This window comes from Micromonospora violae (assembly GCF_004217135.1).
GTDB lineage: Bacteria > Actinomycetota > Actinomycetes > Mycobacteriales > Micromonosporaceae > Micromonospora > Micromonospora violae.
In genome coordinates this window covers 1,957,630-1,971,776 of the sequence record NZ_SHKK01000001.1, presented here as the reverse complement: position 1 = coordinate 1,971,776, position 14,147 = coordinate 1,957,630, and the positions used below count along the sequence as shown (strand labels likewise).

20 protein-coding genes are annotated in these 14,147 nt (G+C 71.7%); 11 read left to right on the top strand and 9 right to left on the bottom strand.

The features are described 5' to 3' along the window. Positions 1 to 49: 49 nt before the first annotated feature. Together EV382_RS08950 and EV382_RS08945 are read right to left on the bottom strand one after the other, a co-directional pair. On the bottom strand, positions 50 to 511 hold the full coding sequence (locus tag EV382_RS08950; protein WP_130401109.1) for an HNH endonuclease: 462 nt from the start codon (positions 509 to 511) through the stop codon (positions 50 to 52). Positions 512 to 515: 4 nt separating this feature from the next. Further along, a complete protein-coding gene (locus EV382_RS08945) occupies positions 516 to 1,226 on the bottom strand; it encodes a TetR/AcrR family transcriptional regulator (protein ID WP_130401108.1) in 711 nt (236 codons plus the stop codon). A 99-nt stretch (positions 1,227 to 1,325) separates the two neighbouring features. On the opposite strand from EV382_RS08945, the gene EV382_RS08940 reads away from it, so the two are divergent. Continuing rightward, positions 1,326 to 2,444: an FAD-dependent oxidoreductase gene (locus EV382_RS08940; RefSeq protein ID WP_130401107.1), complete on the top strand. Its 1,119-nt coding sequence runs from the start codon at positions 1,326 to 1,328 to the stop codon at positions 2,442 to 2,444. 7 nt (positions 2,445 to 2,451) lie between these two features. Here the strand turns inward: EV382_RS08940 and EV382_RS08935 are convergent, their stop codons facing one another. The 3 genes from EV382_RS08935 to EV382_RS08925 form a co-directional block, all read right to left on the bottom strand. After that, the gene (locus EV382_RS08935) at positions 2,452 to 2,673 is read right to left on the bottom strand and encodes a type 2 periplasmic-binding domain-containing protein (RefSeq protein ID WP_208758348.1); all 222 of its coding nucleotides are present in this window, start codon (positions 2,671 to 2,673) and stop codon (positions 2,452 to 2,454) included. Positions 2,674 to 2,765: 92 nt separating this feature from the next. Continuing rightward, on the bottom strand, positions 2,766 to 3,239 hold the full coding sequence (locus tag EV382_RS08930; RefSeq protein ID WP_165435750.1) for a GNAT family N-acetyltransferase: 474 nt from the start codon (positions 3,237 to 3,239) through the stop codon (positions 2,766 to 2,768). 133 nt (positions 3,240 to 3,372) lie between these two features. Then, positions 3,373 to 4,113: an SDR family oxidoreductase gene (locus EV382_RS08925; protein WP_130401105.1), complete on the bottom strand. Its 741-nt coding sequence runs from the start codon at positions 4,111 to 4,113 to the stop codon at positions 3,373 to 3,375. 134 nt (positions 4,114 to 4,247) lie between these two features. Here EV382_RS08925 and EV382_RS08920 point away from each other — a divergent pair, with 134 nt between their 5' ends. Continuing rightward, positions 4,248 to 4,730, top strand: coding sequence for an RrF2 family transcriptional regulator (locus tag EV382_RS08920; protein ID WP_208758347.1), 483 nt, complete (start codon positions 4,248 to 4,250; stop codon positions 4,728 to 4,730). A 25-nt stretch (positions 4,731 to 4,755) separates the two neighbouring features. Here EV382_RS08920 and EV382_RS08915 read toward each other — a convergent pair whose 3' ends face one another. Beyond that, complete coding sequence (locus tag EV382_RS08915) at positions 4,756 to 6,309, bottom strand: ArnT family glycosyltransferase (RefSeq protein WP_130401104.1); 1,554 nt, start codon at positions 6,307 to 6,309, stop codon at positions 4,756 to 4,758. Positions 6,310 to 6,431: 122 nt separating this feature from the next. On the opposite strand from EV382_RS08915, the gene EV382_RS08910 reads away from it, so the two are divergent. The 4 genes from EV382_RS08910 (at position 6,432) to EV382_RS08895 (ending at position 9,500) form a co-directional block, all read left to right on the top strand. Continuing rightward, a complete protein-coding gene (locus EV382_RS08910) occupies positions 6,432 to 7,463 on the top strand; it encodes an aldo/keto reductase (RefSeq protein ID WP_130401103.1) in 1,032 nt (343 codons plus the stop codon). Beyond that, positions 7,460 to 7,966, top strand: coding sequence for a DinB family protein (locus tag EV382_RS08905; RefSeq protein ID WP_130401102.1), 507 nt, complete (start codon positions 7,460 to 7,462; stop codon positions 7,964 to 7,966). Before EV382_RS08910 ends, EV382_RS08905 begins: the two co-directional genes overlap by 4 nt. 176 nt (positions 7,967 to 8,142) lie before the next feature. After that, on the top strand, positions 8,143 to 8,829 hold the full coding sequence (locus EV382_RS08900; protein WP_130401101.1) for a Type 1 glutamine amidotransferase-like domain-containing protein: 687 nt from the start codon (positions 8,143 to 8,145) through the stop codon (positions 8,827 to 8,829). Positions 8,830 to 8,927: 98 nt separating this feature from the next. Beyond that, entirely contained in the window at positions 8,928 to 9,500 is a 573-nt protein-coding gene (locus EV382_RS08895) for a GNAT family N-acetyltransferase (RefSeq protein ID WP_130401100.1), read from the top strand. On the opposite strand, the gene EV382_RS08890 is transcribed toward EV382_RS08895, so the two are convergent. After that, positions 9,497 to 9,742, bottom strand: coding sequence for a flavin reductase (locus EV382_RS08890; RefSeq protein WP_130401099.1), 246 nt, complete (start codon positions 9,740 to 9,742; stop codon positions 9,497 to 9,499). The genes EV382_RS08895 and EV382_RS08890 overlap by 4 nt on opposite strands. Then, a complete protein-coding gene (locus EV382_RS08885) occupies positions 9,742 to 10,026 on the bottom strand; it encodes a hypothetical protein (RefSeq protein WP_130401098.1) in 285 nt (94 codons plus the stop codon). The genes EV382_RS08890 and EV382_RS08885 overlap by 1 nt, the downstream gene beginning before the upstream one ends. Positions 10,027 to 10,232: 206 nt before the next feature. Between EV382_RS08885 and EV382_RS08880 the strand changes: the two genes are divergently transcribed. Together EV382_RS08880 and EV382_RS08875 are read left to right on the top strand one after the other, a co-directional pair. Continuing rightward, positions 10,233 to 11,003, top strand: coding sequence for a DUF5753 domain-containing protein (locus EV382_RS08880; protein WP_130401097.1), 771 nt, complete (start codon positions 10,233 to 10,235; stop codon positions 11,001 to 11,003). Beyond that, positions 10,994 to 11,185 carry a DUF397 domain-containing protein gene (locus tag EV382_RS08875; RefSeq protein WP_130401096.1) on the top strand — a complete coding sequence of 64 codons (192 nt, stop codon included), beginning with the start codon at positions 10,994 to 10,996 and terminating at the stop codon, positions 11,183 to 11,185. The genes EV382_RS08880 and EV382_RS08875 overlap by 10 nt, the downstream gene beginning before the upstream one ends. Before the next feature lie 5 nt (positions 11,186 to 11,190). On the opposite strand, the gene EV382_RS08870 is transcribed toward EV382_RS08875, so the two are convergent. Beyond that, positions 11,191 to 12,423 carry an MFS transporter gene (locus tag EV382_RS08870; RefSeq protein WP_130401095.1) on the bottom strand — a complete coding sequence of 411 codons (1,233 nt, stop codon included), beginning with the start codon at positions 12,421 to 12,423 and terminating at the stop codon, positions 11,191 to 11,193. A gap of 69 nt (positions 12,424 to 12,492) precedes the next feature. Here EV382_RS08870 and EV382_RS08865 point away from each other — a divergent pair, with 69 nt between their 5' ends. The 3 genes from EV382_RS08865 to EV382_RS08855 are packed head-to-tail and all read left to right on the top strand — an operon-like array spanning position 12,493 to position 14,097. Next, positions 12,493 to 12,996 carry a MarR family winged helix-turn-helix transcriptional regulator gene (locus EV382_RS08865; protein WP_208758346.1) on the top strand — a complete coding sequence of 168 codons (504 nt, stop codon included), beginning with the start codon at positions 12,493 to 12,495 and terminating at the stop codon, positions 12,994 to 12,996. 56 nt (positions 12,997 to 13,052) lie between these two features. Further along, entirely contained in the window at positions 13,053 to 13,568 is a 516-nt protein-coding gene (locus EV382_RS08860; protein ID WP_130401094.1) for a DUF2087 domain-containing protein, read from the top strand. A 52-nt stretch (positions 13,569 to 13,620) separates the two neighbouring features. After that, positions 13,621 to 14,097 carry a MarR family winged helix-turn-helix transcriptional regulator gene (locus EV382_RS08855; RefSeq protein WP_130401093.1) on the top strand — a complete coding sequence of 159 codons (477 nt, stop codon included), beginning with the start codon at positions 13,621 to 13,623 and terminating at the stop codon, positions 14,095 to 14,097. The last annotated feature ends 50 nt before the right edge of the window (positions 14,098 to 14,147 follow it).

Below are 14,147 nucleotides of genomic sequence, written 5' to 3'. Positions count from 1 at the left end.
TCGCATCCGCCGTACGGCCGGCTTCGTTCAGCTCTGGCCGTCGGCCGCGCTACGTGCGGCCGTACGAGGCGCGCGCCTGCGCCACCTCGGCGGCCTCGCGTTCACGCCACCGACGCTGCGCCTCCCGGTTGCAGGCCCGGCAGACCCGCCGGTAGCGACCCGTCGCGTCATCGAGTTCACGGTCGTGGCCGTTGCGGCACTGCGCCGACTGTGACCGGGTTCGGCAGGTTTCCGAGCGGCTCACCTGGCGTAGGTGGGTCGGTTCGATGCAGTCGGCGGCCCCGCAGGTCCGGTCGACGTCGAGGGTGGGGTCGTAGTCACCGACGAGCACCACGTACGCGGCGATGTGCGCCCACGCGCGACCGGCGACCTTCTGGTGCACCCCGCGTCGCGGCCCGTAGCCGTGGACGACGAGGCAGCCGCTCTCGGTGCGGTGCGAGCGCTGGAGCAGGTACGCGCGCAGCGACTCCTCGGTGTGGTAGCGGGACAGTCCCTTCACGGCCGAGAGCACGGTGTCACCGTACCCACGTGTCGCGCGTCTCGCGCAGGGCCGCGATGCCGGTCAGGAAGATGTCGATGCCGGCGAGGAACTGCTCGCGGTCGTCGTGCTCGCGCAGCTGGGTGATACTCGCGTGCACGAACGGGTACGTGCCGGGGTCCAGGTGTGCCCACTGTGCGGCGGCACCGTTCAGGAAGGTTTCCCTGTTCGTGTCCTGGCTGCTGAGGTACCGAGCGTTCGCGGCGTTCTGTACGGCGACGCCGAGGACGTAGTTCACGAGTGTTCCGGCGGCGTCGAAGCGTGCCTTTTCGGGGACGGCGAGCGCGTCCAGCAGTCTGCCGACGCTCTCGTAGAAGTCGAGAAGCGCGGGCCGCCATGGTTGCCGGGAGAGTTGCGCCCCGACCCAGGGGTGGGCGTCGATCGCGTCGAACAGGCCCAGGGCGAGGCGGCGCAGGGTTTCGCGCGGGCCGCCGTCGGTGACGGTGCGGGACAGCACGTTGGCGATGATGTCGTCGGTGGCGGCCGCCAGCAGGTCGCCCTTGTCCGTGACGTGGTGGTAGATCGCCCCGTACCCGGTTTTCAGGCGGATGGTGAGGGCGCGCAGCGTCAGCGCGCTCTCACCGCCGTCGTCCAGGATCTCGGTCGCGGTCTGGATGATCAGCTCCCTGGACAGGCTGTCCGTGCGCCGCGGGGCCTGCCCGGATCCGTTCGCACTCCGCTTCGCCATGGCCCCAGTATGGCATCTTTGGATCGCCGCTCCAACCCGTGCTAGCGTCCGATTGGAGCGGCGATCCAAAGGGATGCCGACGGATCCGGGAGGACCACCATGACGACACCGGTCACGATCATCGGAGCAGGTCTGGGCGGCCTGATTCTGGCCCGCGTGCTGCACGTGCACGGCGTCGAGTCCACGATCTACGAGGCGGAGGCGTCGCCGACGACGCGTGGGCAGGGCGGGTTGCTCGACATCCGCGACTACAACGGCCAGCCGGCGCTGGAGGCGGCCGGTCTGACCGAGGAGTTCCGCACGCTCGTCCTGCAGGGGCGTCAGGCGATGCGGCTCCTGGACCGGCACCGCAACGTCCTGCTCGACGTGCCCGATGACGGCACGGGTGGTAGCCCGGAGGTGCAGCGCGGTGAACTGCGGCAGATGCTGCTCGACTCGCTCCCGGACGGCACCGTCCGGTGGGGGCACAAGGTCAGCGGCGTCCGCACCCTCGGCAGGGGCAGCCACGAGGTGGCCTTCGCCGACGGCAGCACCGTCGTGACGAGCCTGCTCGTCGGCGCGGACGGCGCCTGGTCCCGGGTCCGACCGCTGCTGTCCGACGCGACCCCCGAGTACACCGGCTTCTCGTTCATCGAAACCCACCTCTTTGATGGCGACACCCGGCACCCGACCAGCGCGCAGACCGTCGGCGGCGGGGCGATGATGGTGCTGGAACCGGGCACGGGGATCCTGGCCCACCGCGAGCGCGGCGGGAACCTGCACACCTGGGTGATGCTGGCCCGGCCGCGGGACTGGTTCGCCGCCATCGACTTCACCGACCCCGACGCGGCCACGTCACGGATCGTGCGGGAGTTCGACGGCTGGGCGCCGGAACTCACCGCGCTGATCACCGACGGGGACACCCCGCCGGTCCTGCGCCACATCTTCACCCTGCCCGTCGCGCACCGATGGGACCGGACGCCGGGAGTGACCCTGCTCGGCGACGCCGCGCACCTGACGGCACCCAACGGCGAAGGCGCCAACCTGGCTCTCTTCGACGGCGCCGAACTGGGCAGGGCCATCGCCGCGCACCCCGGCGACATCGAGACCGCGCTCACCGAGTACGAGCAGGCCCTGTTCGTGCGTACCGTCGCGGCCAACGCCGAGGCCCCGGACCTGCACGACCTGCTGGGCGACGGTACGCCGCAGACGCTGATCACTGCCTTCGCCGCCAGCTGACGGCGGCTCAACCCCACTGCGGTAGCCATACCTCGATGTCCGGCGCGCGCGTCCGCCGGGAGTCGAGGAAGTCGCGCAGTGCGCGCAGCGCGGGGTGCGGGTTGTCGTCGCGCCAGATGAGTGACATGGGATAGACCGGCGCCGGGTCGCGCACCGGTACGCGGCGCAGGTCGTAGCTGTCCGGCCACAGGTATCGGGTGCGTTCCCCGGCGAGCGTCGCCAGTTGCACGGAGTCGGCGATCTCGGCCAGCAGCGCCTCGTTGCCGAAGACCGGGCCGACCAGGTCGATGGAGGCCCGTCCTCGCGCCGGTTGATGCCTGCTCAGAGACGCAACTCAAGCACCAATTCGTGTCGGATGGGGATCCCGTCGTCCTCCAGCGGGATGCTGGGCTTGAGCCGCCGGGCCCGGGTCACGGCATCCCGTTCGACGCGTAGCAGGTCGAAGCCGCGCCGCTGGTAGAAGCGCAAGGCCGCCAGATTCTCATTGGTGGTCACCAACCAGAGCCGGGTGACGCGTTGACGGATCGCCTCGGCTCGCAGCCAGTCGAGCAACGCGCTGCCCGCACCGGTCCCCGGCTCGGTGGCGGCGAGCGAGAGGATCTCCCAGGTCTGGGTGCCGTCATGGCGGTAGGTGATCACCCCGACACGGTTGCCGTGCCGCTCGGCCACGGCCGCAGCGTCGCCCGTAGCGTCCACTAGTTCGTCGTGCACCGCCATCATGGTGCTGCCGAACGCGTCGGCCAGGGCTTCGTCGATGAACGGCGCGTCATCGGCGACGGCCTTCCGGACGGTCACGCGGGAATCCGATGTGTGCGTGCTCATGGAGTCGGCTCTCCGGGGTTCGGGGATGCGGCCGAGAGCACGGTATCGCCGTACCCGCGCGTCGCGGCGGCGGTCGATTGCCGCCGCGAGACGCGGGTACGCCTGCTCAGGCCCGGCGGTCGAGCCACTCCCGGTAGGAGGTCGGCGCGATGACGGCGTCGCCCTTGGTGATGAGGACGTCGCCGGACATGGCGGCGAACATGCCGGCGGTGTCGTCGGTGGTCACGGCGCGCTGGTCACCGCGGGCGGCGAGCGTGATCCGCCCAAGCTCGTCGAGGGTGAAGACGTCCGGCCCGGCGACGTTGCGGATGCCCTTGAGCGGCGCGCCCATGCTGACCTCGGCGACGGCCTGTGCCACGTCGGCGGCGGCCATCGGCTGCACCGGCGTGCTGGGCAGGCGGACGGTGGTGTCGTCGGCGGTCCAGGACATGATCGCGTCGACGAACTCGAAGAACTGGGTGGCGCGGACGATCGAGTACGGAACGGGTCCGGCCGTCAGGATGTCCTCCTGGAGGACCTTGGCGCGGTAGTAGTCCAGGTTGGGCACCTGGTCGACGCCGACGATGGAGAGGATCACCGCGTGGCCGACGCCCGCGTGTGCGGCGGCGGTGAGCATGTTGTCCATGGTCGTCTGGAAGAAGGCGGGGGAGGCGTCGTCGAAGGTCGGCGAGTTCGTCAGGTTGACGACGACGTCGGCACCGGTGAGCGCATCGGACAGGCCTTGCCCGGTCAGGAGGTTCACCCCGGTGGACGGCGAGAGCGGCACCGCCTCGTGGCCCGCGGCCTGCAAGATCTTGACGACCTGTGACCCGATGAGGCCGGTCCCACCCAGTACGGCGATCTTCATGTCCGTGCACCTTCCTGTGCGTGTGTGGTCGTTTGTCCGGCTGCTGACTCGCGAGCCGATACTCGGACCTCTTATGTCCGAGAACTATACTCGGACACAATGAATCCGAGTAACGGGGTGGCTAGGGTGACGTCATGAAGATGTCCGGCGGGGTCGAGTGGGCGCTGCACTGCTGCGTGGTCCTCACGGTCAGCAACCGGCCCGTTCCGGCGGCCAAGCTGGCGGAGCTGCACGACGTCTCCAGCAGCTACCTCGCCAAGCAGCTCCAGTCGCTGGCCCGCGCCGGCCTGATCCACTCCGTGCAGGGCAAGTCCGGTGGCTACGTGCTGACCCGCGCACCGGAGAGCATCACCCTGCTCGACGTGGTCCGCGCCGTCGACGGCCCCGGCCCGGCCTTCGTGTGCACGGAGATCCGCCAGCGCGGCCCCTTCGCGACCCCGGCCGACGCCTGCACCACGCCGTGTCCGGTCTCCCGGGCGATGTGGGCGGCCGAGGACGCGTGGCGTCAGGCGCTCGCCGCCGTCACGATCGCCGACCTCGCCCGCGACGTCGACGCCACCTCCGGCCCCGAGGCCCTGCTCGGCATCCAGGCGTGGCTGAGCACCGGAACCGGCTGAACCTGACCGACCCAGCGGCACACGCTCAGCCGGTGCGGCGTACCTCGGTGTCCCAGATCTGCGCCCACGGAGCCCGCAGCCCCCGGCACACGTGGATCGGGCCGCCGTTCTCGTCGTTCTCCACCTCGACCCGCTGGTCCACCCGCCCGGCGAGCGTGCACTGCTCGAACCAGGTGTTCAGTTGGTCGGGGCGTTCCCAGCCGACGGCGATGATCACGTCCGCGTCGGCGGGCGGCCGACCGAAGTCGACCATGCTGTTGTGCCCGGAGTACGCGCGGGGCAGACCACGGGCCGGCCCGTACCGGGCCACCGCGCCAGCCTCGCCGTAGTTGCTGGTCAGGACGACCGCCCGGGAGCGTTCCTCCGCGGGCAGTCCACCATGGACGGCAGCGAGCGAATCGGCGAACGCCGGCCACCCGATCGTCTCACCGGCGTCGTAGTTGACGTCGACCACGAAACCGGGCAACCGGTCGGCCGGCAGCACCGGCAGCAGCAACACGATGCTGGGCAGCAGGAACGGCACCGCGCCGAGCACCAGCAGCCCACGCCGCACCCGCACCGACCCGCGCGACGCCCAGGCGGCGGTGAGGATCGCGCCGGCGGCGGTCAGGACCAGCAACAGCGGCGCGTCGTAGTAACCCTTGCCGCCGGCGAGCAGCACGATGCCGACCACCACCAGCCAGGCCCACCCCACCGCCCGGTAGGCCCGCCACGCCGGTCGGCGCAGCAACGCGACCAGGCCGGCGACCCAGATCGGTACGGCGTATGGGCTGATGATGACGAACTGGAGGGTGAGCGCGTTGAGCCGGCCACTGTAGGAGCTGTCCCCGTCGGCGATGGAGGCCGCCACGCCGAGCTGCGGAAAGCCGTTGGCCGCCTGCCAGATCAGGTTCGGTGCGGCCAGCAGCACGGTGATCCCGGCGGCGGCGAGCACCCACCGGTCGCGGAGCAGCCGACGCGGCCCGGCAATGAGCACACCGGCGACCAGACCCACGGCCAGCAGCGCGGGCAGCAGCTTGCTGAGCATGCCCACCCCGAGCGCCAGCCCGACGCCGAGTGCCCAGCGGCTGTCACTGGTGCGCAGCAGCCGCACCGCGCACCACGCCGCCACCAACCAGACCAGCAGGTCGATGGTGGTGGTGCTGAGCAGGTGACCGTTGGCGAGCACGATGCCGGAGATCGCGGCGAGCACCGCCGCGACGAGCTGCGCACCCCGGCCGCCGCCCAGCTCACGGGCGATCGCGGCGACCAGCAGCACCGCGCCGCCGGCCAGCACCGCCGACGGGGTACGCAGCACCACCAGGTTGCCCGGGGCGATCGTGTCGAGCAGTCGAGCCAGCGCCGGGACCAGGGGGCCCTGATCGACGTAGCCCCAGGCGAGGTGTCGGCCGGCGAGCAGGAAGTACAGCTCGTCGCGGTGATAGCCGTAGCGGCCGGCGAGCAGCAGCAGCGTGACGGTCGTGGCGGCGGCCATCAGCCATGGGCCGCGCGTGCGCTCGCCGGGCTCCGGTGGCTGCGCCGGCGGTGGCGACTGTGCCGGCTGGTGAGGTCGGTCGATGTCGATCGCGGGCTCGCTCACCCGCTCATGATGACCCCCGAGGTCGCCGTGCGGGTGCCCGTGCGGGTGCCTGGTGGCCTCCATGTGCAGGTGGCCCAGCCCAGTGCGAAGATCGGCTTTGTCACTTGGACCGAAAGGACGATATGCGCTATCGCACTCTGGGCAGCACCGGCACCGTGGTGTCGACCCTGTGTCTGGGCACGATGACCTTCGGCGCGGAGACCGACGAGGCCGGCAGCTTCGCCCAACTGGACCGCTTCGTCGAGGCCGGCGGCACCTTCATCGACACCGCTGACGTCTACTCCACCGGCGTCTCCGAGGACATCATCGGGCGGTGGCTGCGCAGCCGACCCGACGTGCGGGACCGCCTGGTGATCGCCACCAAGGGCCGGTTCCCGATGGGAGCGGGGGCGAACGACGCCGGGCTGTCCCGGGTGCATCTCACCCGGGCCCTGGACGCCAGCCTGCGGCGCCTCGGCGTCGAGGCCGTCGACCTGTACCAGGCGCACGCCTGGGATCCGCTGACCCCACTGCCGGAGACCCTGCGGTTCTTCGACGACGCGGTCAGCGCCGGCAAGATCCGCTACGCGGGGGTCAGCAACTTCACCGGGTGGCAGTTGCAGAAGGCCGCCCTGCTCACCCAGCACCTCAACCTCACCCCGATCGTGACCCTGCAACCGCAGTACAACCTGCTGGCCCGGGAGATCGAGTTCGAGTTGGTGCCGGTCTGCGAGAACGAGGGCATCGGGATCCTGCCGTGGTCACCGCTGGGTGGCGGTTGGCTGACCGGCAAGTACCAGCGCGACAGCACGCCCACCGGCGCGACGCGCTTGGGCGAGAACCCGCAGCGCGGCGTCGAGGCGTACGCGGGTCGCAACGCCGAGGAGCGCACCTGGCGGGTGCTCGACGCGGTCCGCCAGGTCGCCGGGGACCAGGGTGTGTCCATGTCGGCGGTGTCGCTGGCCTGGCTGGCGGCCCGACCGGCGGTCACCTCGGTGATCCTCGGTGCGCGGACCACCGAGCAGCTCGACGACAACCTGACCGCCGCCGCCCTGGTTCTCGACGCCGAGCAGATGCGGCTGCTGGACGAGGCGAGCGCCCCGTTGGTGGGCGACTACCCGTACGGCGCGGCCGGTGTGCGCCAGCGCGGGCGTGACCTGCCGACCGGGTCATGACGTCGTTTCCCGAGCCGACCAACCCGGCCGGCAGCCGCGCTGAGGTCTTCCTGCGCTACCTGGACTACTTCCGTGAGTCGATGGTGGCCAGGGTGTCGGCGCTGGCCGAGCCGGAGCTGCGGCGCAGCCGGCTGCCGTCCGGGTGGACCCCACTGGAGCTGCTGAAGCACCTGCGTCACGTCGAGCGGCGCTGGATCGAGTGGGGCTTCCAGGGCCGGGACGTCGCCGAGCCGTGGGGTGACCGCCGAGCCGACCGCTGGTACGTCGCCCCGGACGAGACCCGCGCGGACCTGGTGGCGGCGCTGCGCGAGCAGGGCGCGCACACCACGGCCGTGGTGACGGCACACGACCTGGCCGAGATCGGTGCGCCGGGCCCGCGGTGGGACGGCGCGGACCCGGCGTCGCTGGAGCGGGTGCTGTTCCACCTGGTGCAGGAATACGCCCGCCACCTCGGCCACCTCGACGTGGTCGCCGAACTCGCCGGAGGTCCGACCGGAGAGTGAGCGGCTGATGCCGCCGTTCGCGGTTTCCCAAGATCTGCGCGGAGTGCGGAGGCCGTTGACGCTGGACGGCCGCCGGTGGATGATCCAGCGATGTCGCTCGGTTTGGCGAGCCGGCACGCTGGTCCTCACTGACACCACGATCGCCGTTCTGCGGTGGCTTCAGGAGAGCGGATCCCGTGAAGTTCCTTCTCACCTCGTCCGGCATCTGCAACCCGAGCATCTCCGACGCGCTCGTCGAGCTGCTTGGCAAGCCGATAGCCGAGTCCACGGCCCTGTTCATTCCCACCGGCGTCTACCCCTTCCCCCGTGGGGGTGAGCGGGCGTGGACGGCGGTTCACGGCAATCCTTCGATCCCGCTGGGCCAGCTGGGTTGGAAATCCCTGGGAATGTTGGAGCTCACCGCGCTGCCGACCATTCGCGAGGAGAACTGGGTCCCGGCGGTCCGGGAGGCCGACGCCCTCCTCGTCTGGGGCGGCGACGTGCTGTACCTGACCTACTGGCTGCGCCGGTCGGGCCTGGCCGACCTGCTGCCGTCGCTGACTGACACGGTGTATGTGGGGGTCAGTGCCGGGAGCATCGCGGTCACCCCGTACAACTGCGACGCCGAGTTCGACCTCGCGTTCGTCCCTGACGGCAGCGACATGGCCAAGGACGCCGACCGGGCGTTGGGGCTGGTGGACTTCACGCTGTACCCCCACCTCAACCATCCGGAGATGGAGGACACCGAGCTGTCCAACATCCAGAAGTGGGCGTCCGGAATCCCGGTCCCGACCTACGCCATCGACGACAACACCGCCATCACAGTGGTCGATGGCAAGGTCGACGTCATCTCCGAAGGCGAGTGGAAACTGATCAACCCCTGACCGGGTCGTCCCTTCAGCCGAGCCACCCCCCTCGACGTGGTCGCCGCGCTCGTGGGCGGCCCGGCCGGTGCGTGCGCCGCCGGCTCGATAATGGATGGATGCCGCTGCTCGTCGTACCCGCGCTGCCCGCCGGCAGCCTCGCCGCCCAGGAGCAACCCCACCTTCCGGTACGCCCCGGACTGGCGCTGCGGCCGTGGCGTGACGACGACGCCCCGGCCGTGCGGGCTGCCTTCGGCTGTCCGGTGATCCAGCGATGGCACGTGCGTCGTCTCGACAGCGACGACGAGGCACGGTCGTGGACAGCGCAGTGGGCCGGCCGTTGGCGCGACGAGAGCGCCGCCAGTTGGGCGCTCGTCGACGCCGACGACCGGCCGGTCGGTCAGGTGGGGTTGCGCGACGTGCTGCTGACCGAGGCGTCGGCGCAGGTGTCGTACTGGCTGGTGCCCGCCGCGCGCGGTCGGGGCCTCGCCACCGAGGCGCTGCTCGCCATGACCCGCTGGGCCTTCACCCGGGGTGGCTTCCACCGGCTGGCGCTGGAGCACTCGACCGGCAACGCGGCGTCCTGCCGGGTGGCCGGGCGGGCCGGGTTCACCGAGGAGGGCGTGGCCCGAGGGTCGGTGCGCCACGCCGACGGCTGGCACGACATGCACCGGCACGCACGACTGGCCTAACGGGCCTCGGCCCAGCCGACGAAACGCGGGGTCAGGTCGGGCAGCGCGACGCCCGGGTGGAGCGTGGTCAGATCGGCCGTCGCCTCCTCCTGGACCGCCGTCAGGTGCGCCAGCAAACCCGGTCGGTCCTCGCGGTACTCGGCGAGCAGGCGCAGCTTCGCGGCCGAGCACGGCCACAGGATGCCGCAGGTCGGGCAGCGCCACGACGGCCGCGACGGCAGGTGCTTCCGGCGCTCGGGCATCAGAGGGTCCGCGCAGCGGTCCGACGCCGCGCGGGGGCGGGCCGCAGCGCCTCGCTGGGCGCTTGCCGCCGTACGCCCGCGCGCAGTACGAACAGTTCACGCCGGGCCACCGCCTCGCCCTTCGGGTCCAGTTGGTACGCGTCGAGCCAGAGCCAACCGTCGTACGTGTGCCGGTCGGGTATCTCGCGGATGACGCGGACGACGATCGGTTCGCGGAACTGCACGCTCGCGGCGACGGTCAGGAGGACGACGTCCCCGGCCCTGAACTCTTTCCTCTCCGGCACCGGTCTTTCCTCTGCTCGGCGTCTGGGAAGGGGCCGCTTCCGGGAGTGCTCGCCCACCGGAAGCGGCCCCGCTACGAACGCGTCCGCCGGGTTCGGGGTCCTGCCGGTCGCGCCGTCTACAACGCACTTTGCCGGTAGTCGCTGGACAAGCACACAGCGTTACGTTATGTCTTCATCGCAGCCGCTTTGCACCAGGAGGGGACGGCATGAACCACGCCTTTGTCGCAGCGCTCGCCGCCGCGGGTCACACCGCGGAAAGCCTCGCCGATCGGATCGGCGTGCACCCGAAGACCGTCGCCCGGTGGGCGAACCCGGGGCACATTCCACAGAGCAGGCACCGGGCAACCGTCGCGGGGCTGTTGGCCAAGGAGATCGACACACTGTGGCCGGACGCCGGCCGTCGTCGTGAGCCGGTGTGGTTCCGGCCGTGGGTCGACCTGGAACGTGAGGCGGTGACGCTGCGGTCGTTCGAGTTGGCGTGGGTGCCCGGGCTGTTGCAGACCGAGGCGTACGCGCGGGCGACCCTGGCCGGCGGGATGCTGGCGGCGGAGGCGGTCGACGAGTTCACCGAGGCGCGCCTCGCCCGGCAGGCGATCCTCGCCCCGGGAGAGGGCGGGCCTCTGCTGGTGGCCGTGCTCGACGAGGGGGTGCTGCGACGGCGGGTCGGCGACGACCGCGCCCTGATGGCCGCGCAACTCGCGTGCCTGCTCGGGCACGCCGAGGCTGGCACCGTGCAGTTGCACATCGTCCCGGCGGACGCGCCCAGCTATCCCGGGCTCGACGGGCCGTTCACCATCGCGGACATGCCGGACGGTTCCCGGGTCGCCCACGTCGACAGCGCGGCCCAGGCGCAGATCCTGGACCAACCATCGGACCTTGTTAATCTGGAGCGACGGTGGGAGCGGATTCGCGGCGAGGCACTGCCGCGCGGGCGTTCCCTGGCACTCCTCAGGGAAGCGGCAGCAGCATGGACATGACCGGCGCGCGGTGGCGGAAGAGCACGAGGAGCGGCGGCAACGGCGGCAACTGTGTCGAGGTGGCCGACAACCTGCCGGGTGTGGTGCTCGTTCGGGACACGAAGGATCGCGACGGCGCGACGCTGGCGTTCCGCCCCGAATCGTGGCGGCGCTTCGTCGCGCAGGCCCGTCACGCCGGCTGACCTCGCTAGCGCACGCCGGCGGGTTCGGCCGGTTGCGGTTGCCCGGTCGCCGGCCAGGTGAGGCGGCGTACGCCGGGGACGAGCGCGGTGCCCGCGCAGGAGGCGAGGACCAGCAGGCCGGCGACGGCCAGCGGGACGGGTGCGCCGAACGCGTCGGCGGCCAACGGTGCCAGCGCGTAGCCCAGCGGCATGGCGCCCAGCGACACCAGCCAGTCGTACGAGGTGACCCGGGCCAGCACGTCCGGCGGGAAGTGGTGCTGCACGACGGTCTCCCACACCGGGTTGAGGTAACCGAGGGCGGTCAGCGCCACCGCGTAGGCGGCGATCACCGCGGGGGCGGGCGCGGCGACGGCGAGCAGGAACAGCGGCGCGGCGTAGCAGGCCAGGCCGAGGTTGGCCAGCAGCACCGGCCGGTGCAGCCGGACCCGCCCGGCCAGCAGCGACCCGGTGAGCATGCCGATCGCGCCGGCCTGCAACAGCAGCACCCAGGTCGCCTCGCCGCCGAGACGGTCGATGGCCACGGCCGGGCCGAGAATCATCAGCACGGCGGCGGCGCCGTTCCACACGCCGTGCCCGAGCAGGCTGGTCCAGAACCAGTCGCGGGCGCGTACCTCGCCGAAGCCGTGCCGCAGGTCGGCGAGGACGGAACGGCGGGGCACCGGCACGTGGCGGACCCGCACCAGCGCGAGCAGCGCGGCGCTGAGCGCGAACGACGCGCCGTCGAGGATGAATGCCCAGCCGGGCCCGGCGGCCCAGATCAGCGCGCCGGCCAGCGCCGGCCCGGCGAGGCGGCTGGTGTTGGCGGTGATCCCCATCAGGGCGTTGGCCCGCTGCCGGTCGGCCGGTTCGACGGTGCCGGCGACCAGCGGAGACGCGGTCGGAATGGCGAACGCCGAGGCGACGCCGCCGAGCGCGGAGGCCACCACCACGGTGCTCAGCGACGGGTCGCCGCCGAGCAGCTCGACGCCGACCGTGACCTGGGTGGCGCAGCGGACCAGGTCGGCCAGGAGGGCGACCCGGCGGGCGTCGAACCGGTCGGCCACCACCCCTCCGAACGGCAGCAGGAGCAGACGGGGGACGACCGCCGCGGCGAGGACGACGGCCAGCGCGCCGGTGGAGCCGGTGGCGCGCAGCACGGCCAACGCCAGCGCGGCGGGCACCACCGCATCGCCGATGGCAGAGACGCTGCGCCCCAGGAAGAGAAGCCGGAAGGAGGGGTTGCGCAGTGGGTGAGCCATGACCGCGAGCATAGTTCGACATCAAATATTTCGGCAATGAATATTTCGGTGTTGAGGTAAGCTGGTGCGGTGACCATCACCCCCGACGCCGTCGACCAGCACATCGAGCGCTGGCTGCCCGTGGTGCCCGACCTCGACGCGGACGTCGAGGGGGCGGTGACCAGGATGATCCGACTGACCCGCCATCTGCGGGCGGTCAAGGAGCGGGTCCTGGTCGATTTCGACCTGCCGGCGCACGAGTACGACACCCTGCACGCTCTGGCCGGCCGCGGCGGCCGGGCGGCCCCCTCGGATCTCGCCACGGATCTCGCGATGGCCCCGGCCTCGATCACCGCGCGAGTGGACACCCTGCTGCGACGGGGCTTCGTCCGCCGAGCTCCGTCCACGGTGGACCGCCGTCGGGTGGATGTGGAGCTCACCGAGGCGGGTCAGGCCGCGTGGCGCGCGGCGTTGGAGGTCCAGGGCGCGGAGGAGCACCGCCTGCTCGGCGCGCTCACCGCGACCGAGCGGCGACACCTCTCCGACCTGCTGCGCCGGGTGCTGCTCGTCGCCGAGCAGCCGCAGACCGACTGAGCCGGGCGGGAAAAACACCTGGCGGCGCGCGTACCGCTGATGCGAGGGTGACCGGCGTGACTGCGCATACGCTGGCCGGTGCCCTGGCCGACGACGGACGGCGACGGATCTTCGCGGCGATCGTGCTGGGTGCGACCAGCGCGACCGAGGTCGCCGAGCGGGCCGGCCTGCCGGCGCGGGTGGTGCTCACCGGGGTCCGGCGGCTCACCGACGCGGGCCTGGTCACCGGCGCGGACGGCGCGCTCGCGGCCGACGAGGCGTCATTGCGGGCCGCAGTACGCGACAACCGACCGCCCGACGACGCCGAGCCCGCCGCCGACCCGGTGCTGCGGACCTTCCTACGCGGCGACGTCCTGGTGGGTCTGCCGGCGCAGCGGAGCCGACGGCGGGTCCTGCTGGCACACATCGCCGAGCGGTCGTTCGAATCGGGCACCCGCTATCCGGAGCGGGCCGTCGACGACGCGCTCAAGCCGTGGTGCGCCACGGGCGGCTCGGATCACGCGACACTGCGCCGGTACCTGATCGACGAGCGGTTGCTCACCCGCGAGCACGGCATCTACCAGCGGCTCTGATCGTCCGCCGCGCGAACCGTCTCGTCGCGGAGGATCTTGCTAGCCTCGGCGCATGACCTCCTGCACACCCTCCGACGGCCCCCCGGATCTGCTGTTCCTGCTCTCCTGGGCGAGTCACGCCCTGCAGACCGAACACGCCGCGGGGCTGGCCGAGTTGGGCATCTCGCCGCGGGCGCACTACGTGCTGGCGCAGGCCCGCACCGGCGAGCTGACCCAGCGGGAGATCGGCGAGCGGTGCGGGGTGGACAAGACCACCATGGTCGTGACGCTCGACCAGTTGGAACGGGCCGGTCTCGCCGAGCGCCGTCCGGCGCCGACGGATCGGCGGGCCCGGTTGGTCGCGGTGACGCCGGCGGGGGAGCAGGTTCTGGAGCGGGCGCAGCAGGTGGTGCGACGCATCCAGGACGACCTTCTCGCGGTCCTGCCCGAGCAGGATCGGGAGGCGTTCCTGCGGTCTCTTCTGGCACTGGTGGGCGGCCCGCTGGCCAACACCTCCCCGTACGCGCCGGGGGCCCGCTCCGGCTGTTAGTTCGAAGAAAGATAGTTCCGAACAAGACTATCTGCTACGGTCGTACTCGT

Bases quoted from the DNA above. Each gene is read 5' to 3' on its own strand.
- EV382_RS08945 (WP_130401108.1), bottom strand. From the start codon at position 1,226: ATGGCGAAGCGGAGTGCGAACGGATCCGGGCAGGCCCCGCGGCGCACG.
- EV382_RS08940 (WP_130401107.1), top strand. From the start codon at position 1,326: ATGACGACACCGGTCACGATCATCGGAGCAGGTCTGGGCGGCCTGATT.
- EV382_RS08925 (WP_130401105.1), bottom strand. From the start codon at position 4,113: ATGAAGATCGCCGTACTGGGTGGGACCGGCCTCATCGGGTCACAGGTC.
- EV382_RS08920 (WP_208758347.1), top strand. From the start codon at position 4,248: ATGAAGATGTCCGGCGGGGTCGAGTGGGCGCTGCACTGCTGCGTGGTC.
- EV382_RS08910 (WP_130401103.1), top strand. From the start codon at position 6,432: ATGCGCTATCGCACTCTGGGCAGCACCGGCACCGTGGTGTCGACCCTG.
- EV382_RS08905 (WP_130401102.1), top strand. From the start codon at position 7,460: ATGACGTCGTTTCCCGAGCCGACCAACCCGGCCGGCAGCCGCGCTGAG.
- EV382_RS08895 (WP_130401100.1), top strand. From the start codon at position 8,928: ATGCCGCTGCTCGTCGTACCCGCGCTGCCCGCCGGCAGCCTCGCCGCC.
- EV382_RS08890 (WP_130401099.1), bottom strand. From the start codon at position 9,742: ATGCCCGAGCGCCGGAAGCACCTGCCGTCGCGGCCGTCGTGGCGCTGC.
- EV382_RS08880 (WP_130401097.1), top strand. From the start codon at position 10,233: ATGAACCACGCCTTTGTCGCAGCGCTCGCCGCCGCGGGTCACACCGCG.
- EV382_RS08875 (WP_130401096.1), top strand. From the start codon at position 10,994: ATGGACATGACCGGCGCGCGGTGGCGGAAGAGCACGAGGAGCGGCGGC.
- EV382_RS08870 (WP_130401095.1), bottom strand. From the start codon at position 12,423: ATGGCTCACCCACTGCGCAACCCCTCCTTCCGGCTTCTCTTCCTGGGG.
- EV382_RS08855 (WP_130401093.1), top strand. From the start codon at position 13,621: ATGACCTCCTGCACACCCTCCGACGGCCCCCCGGATCTGCTGTTCCTG.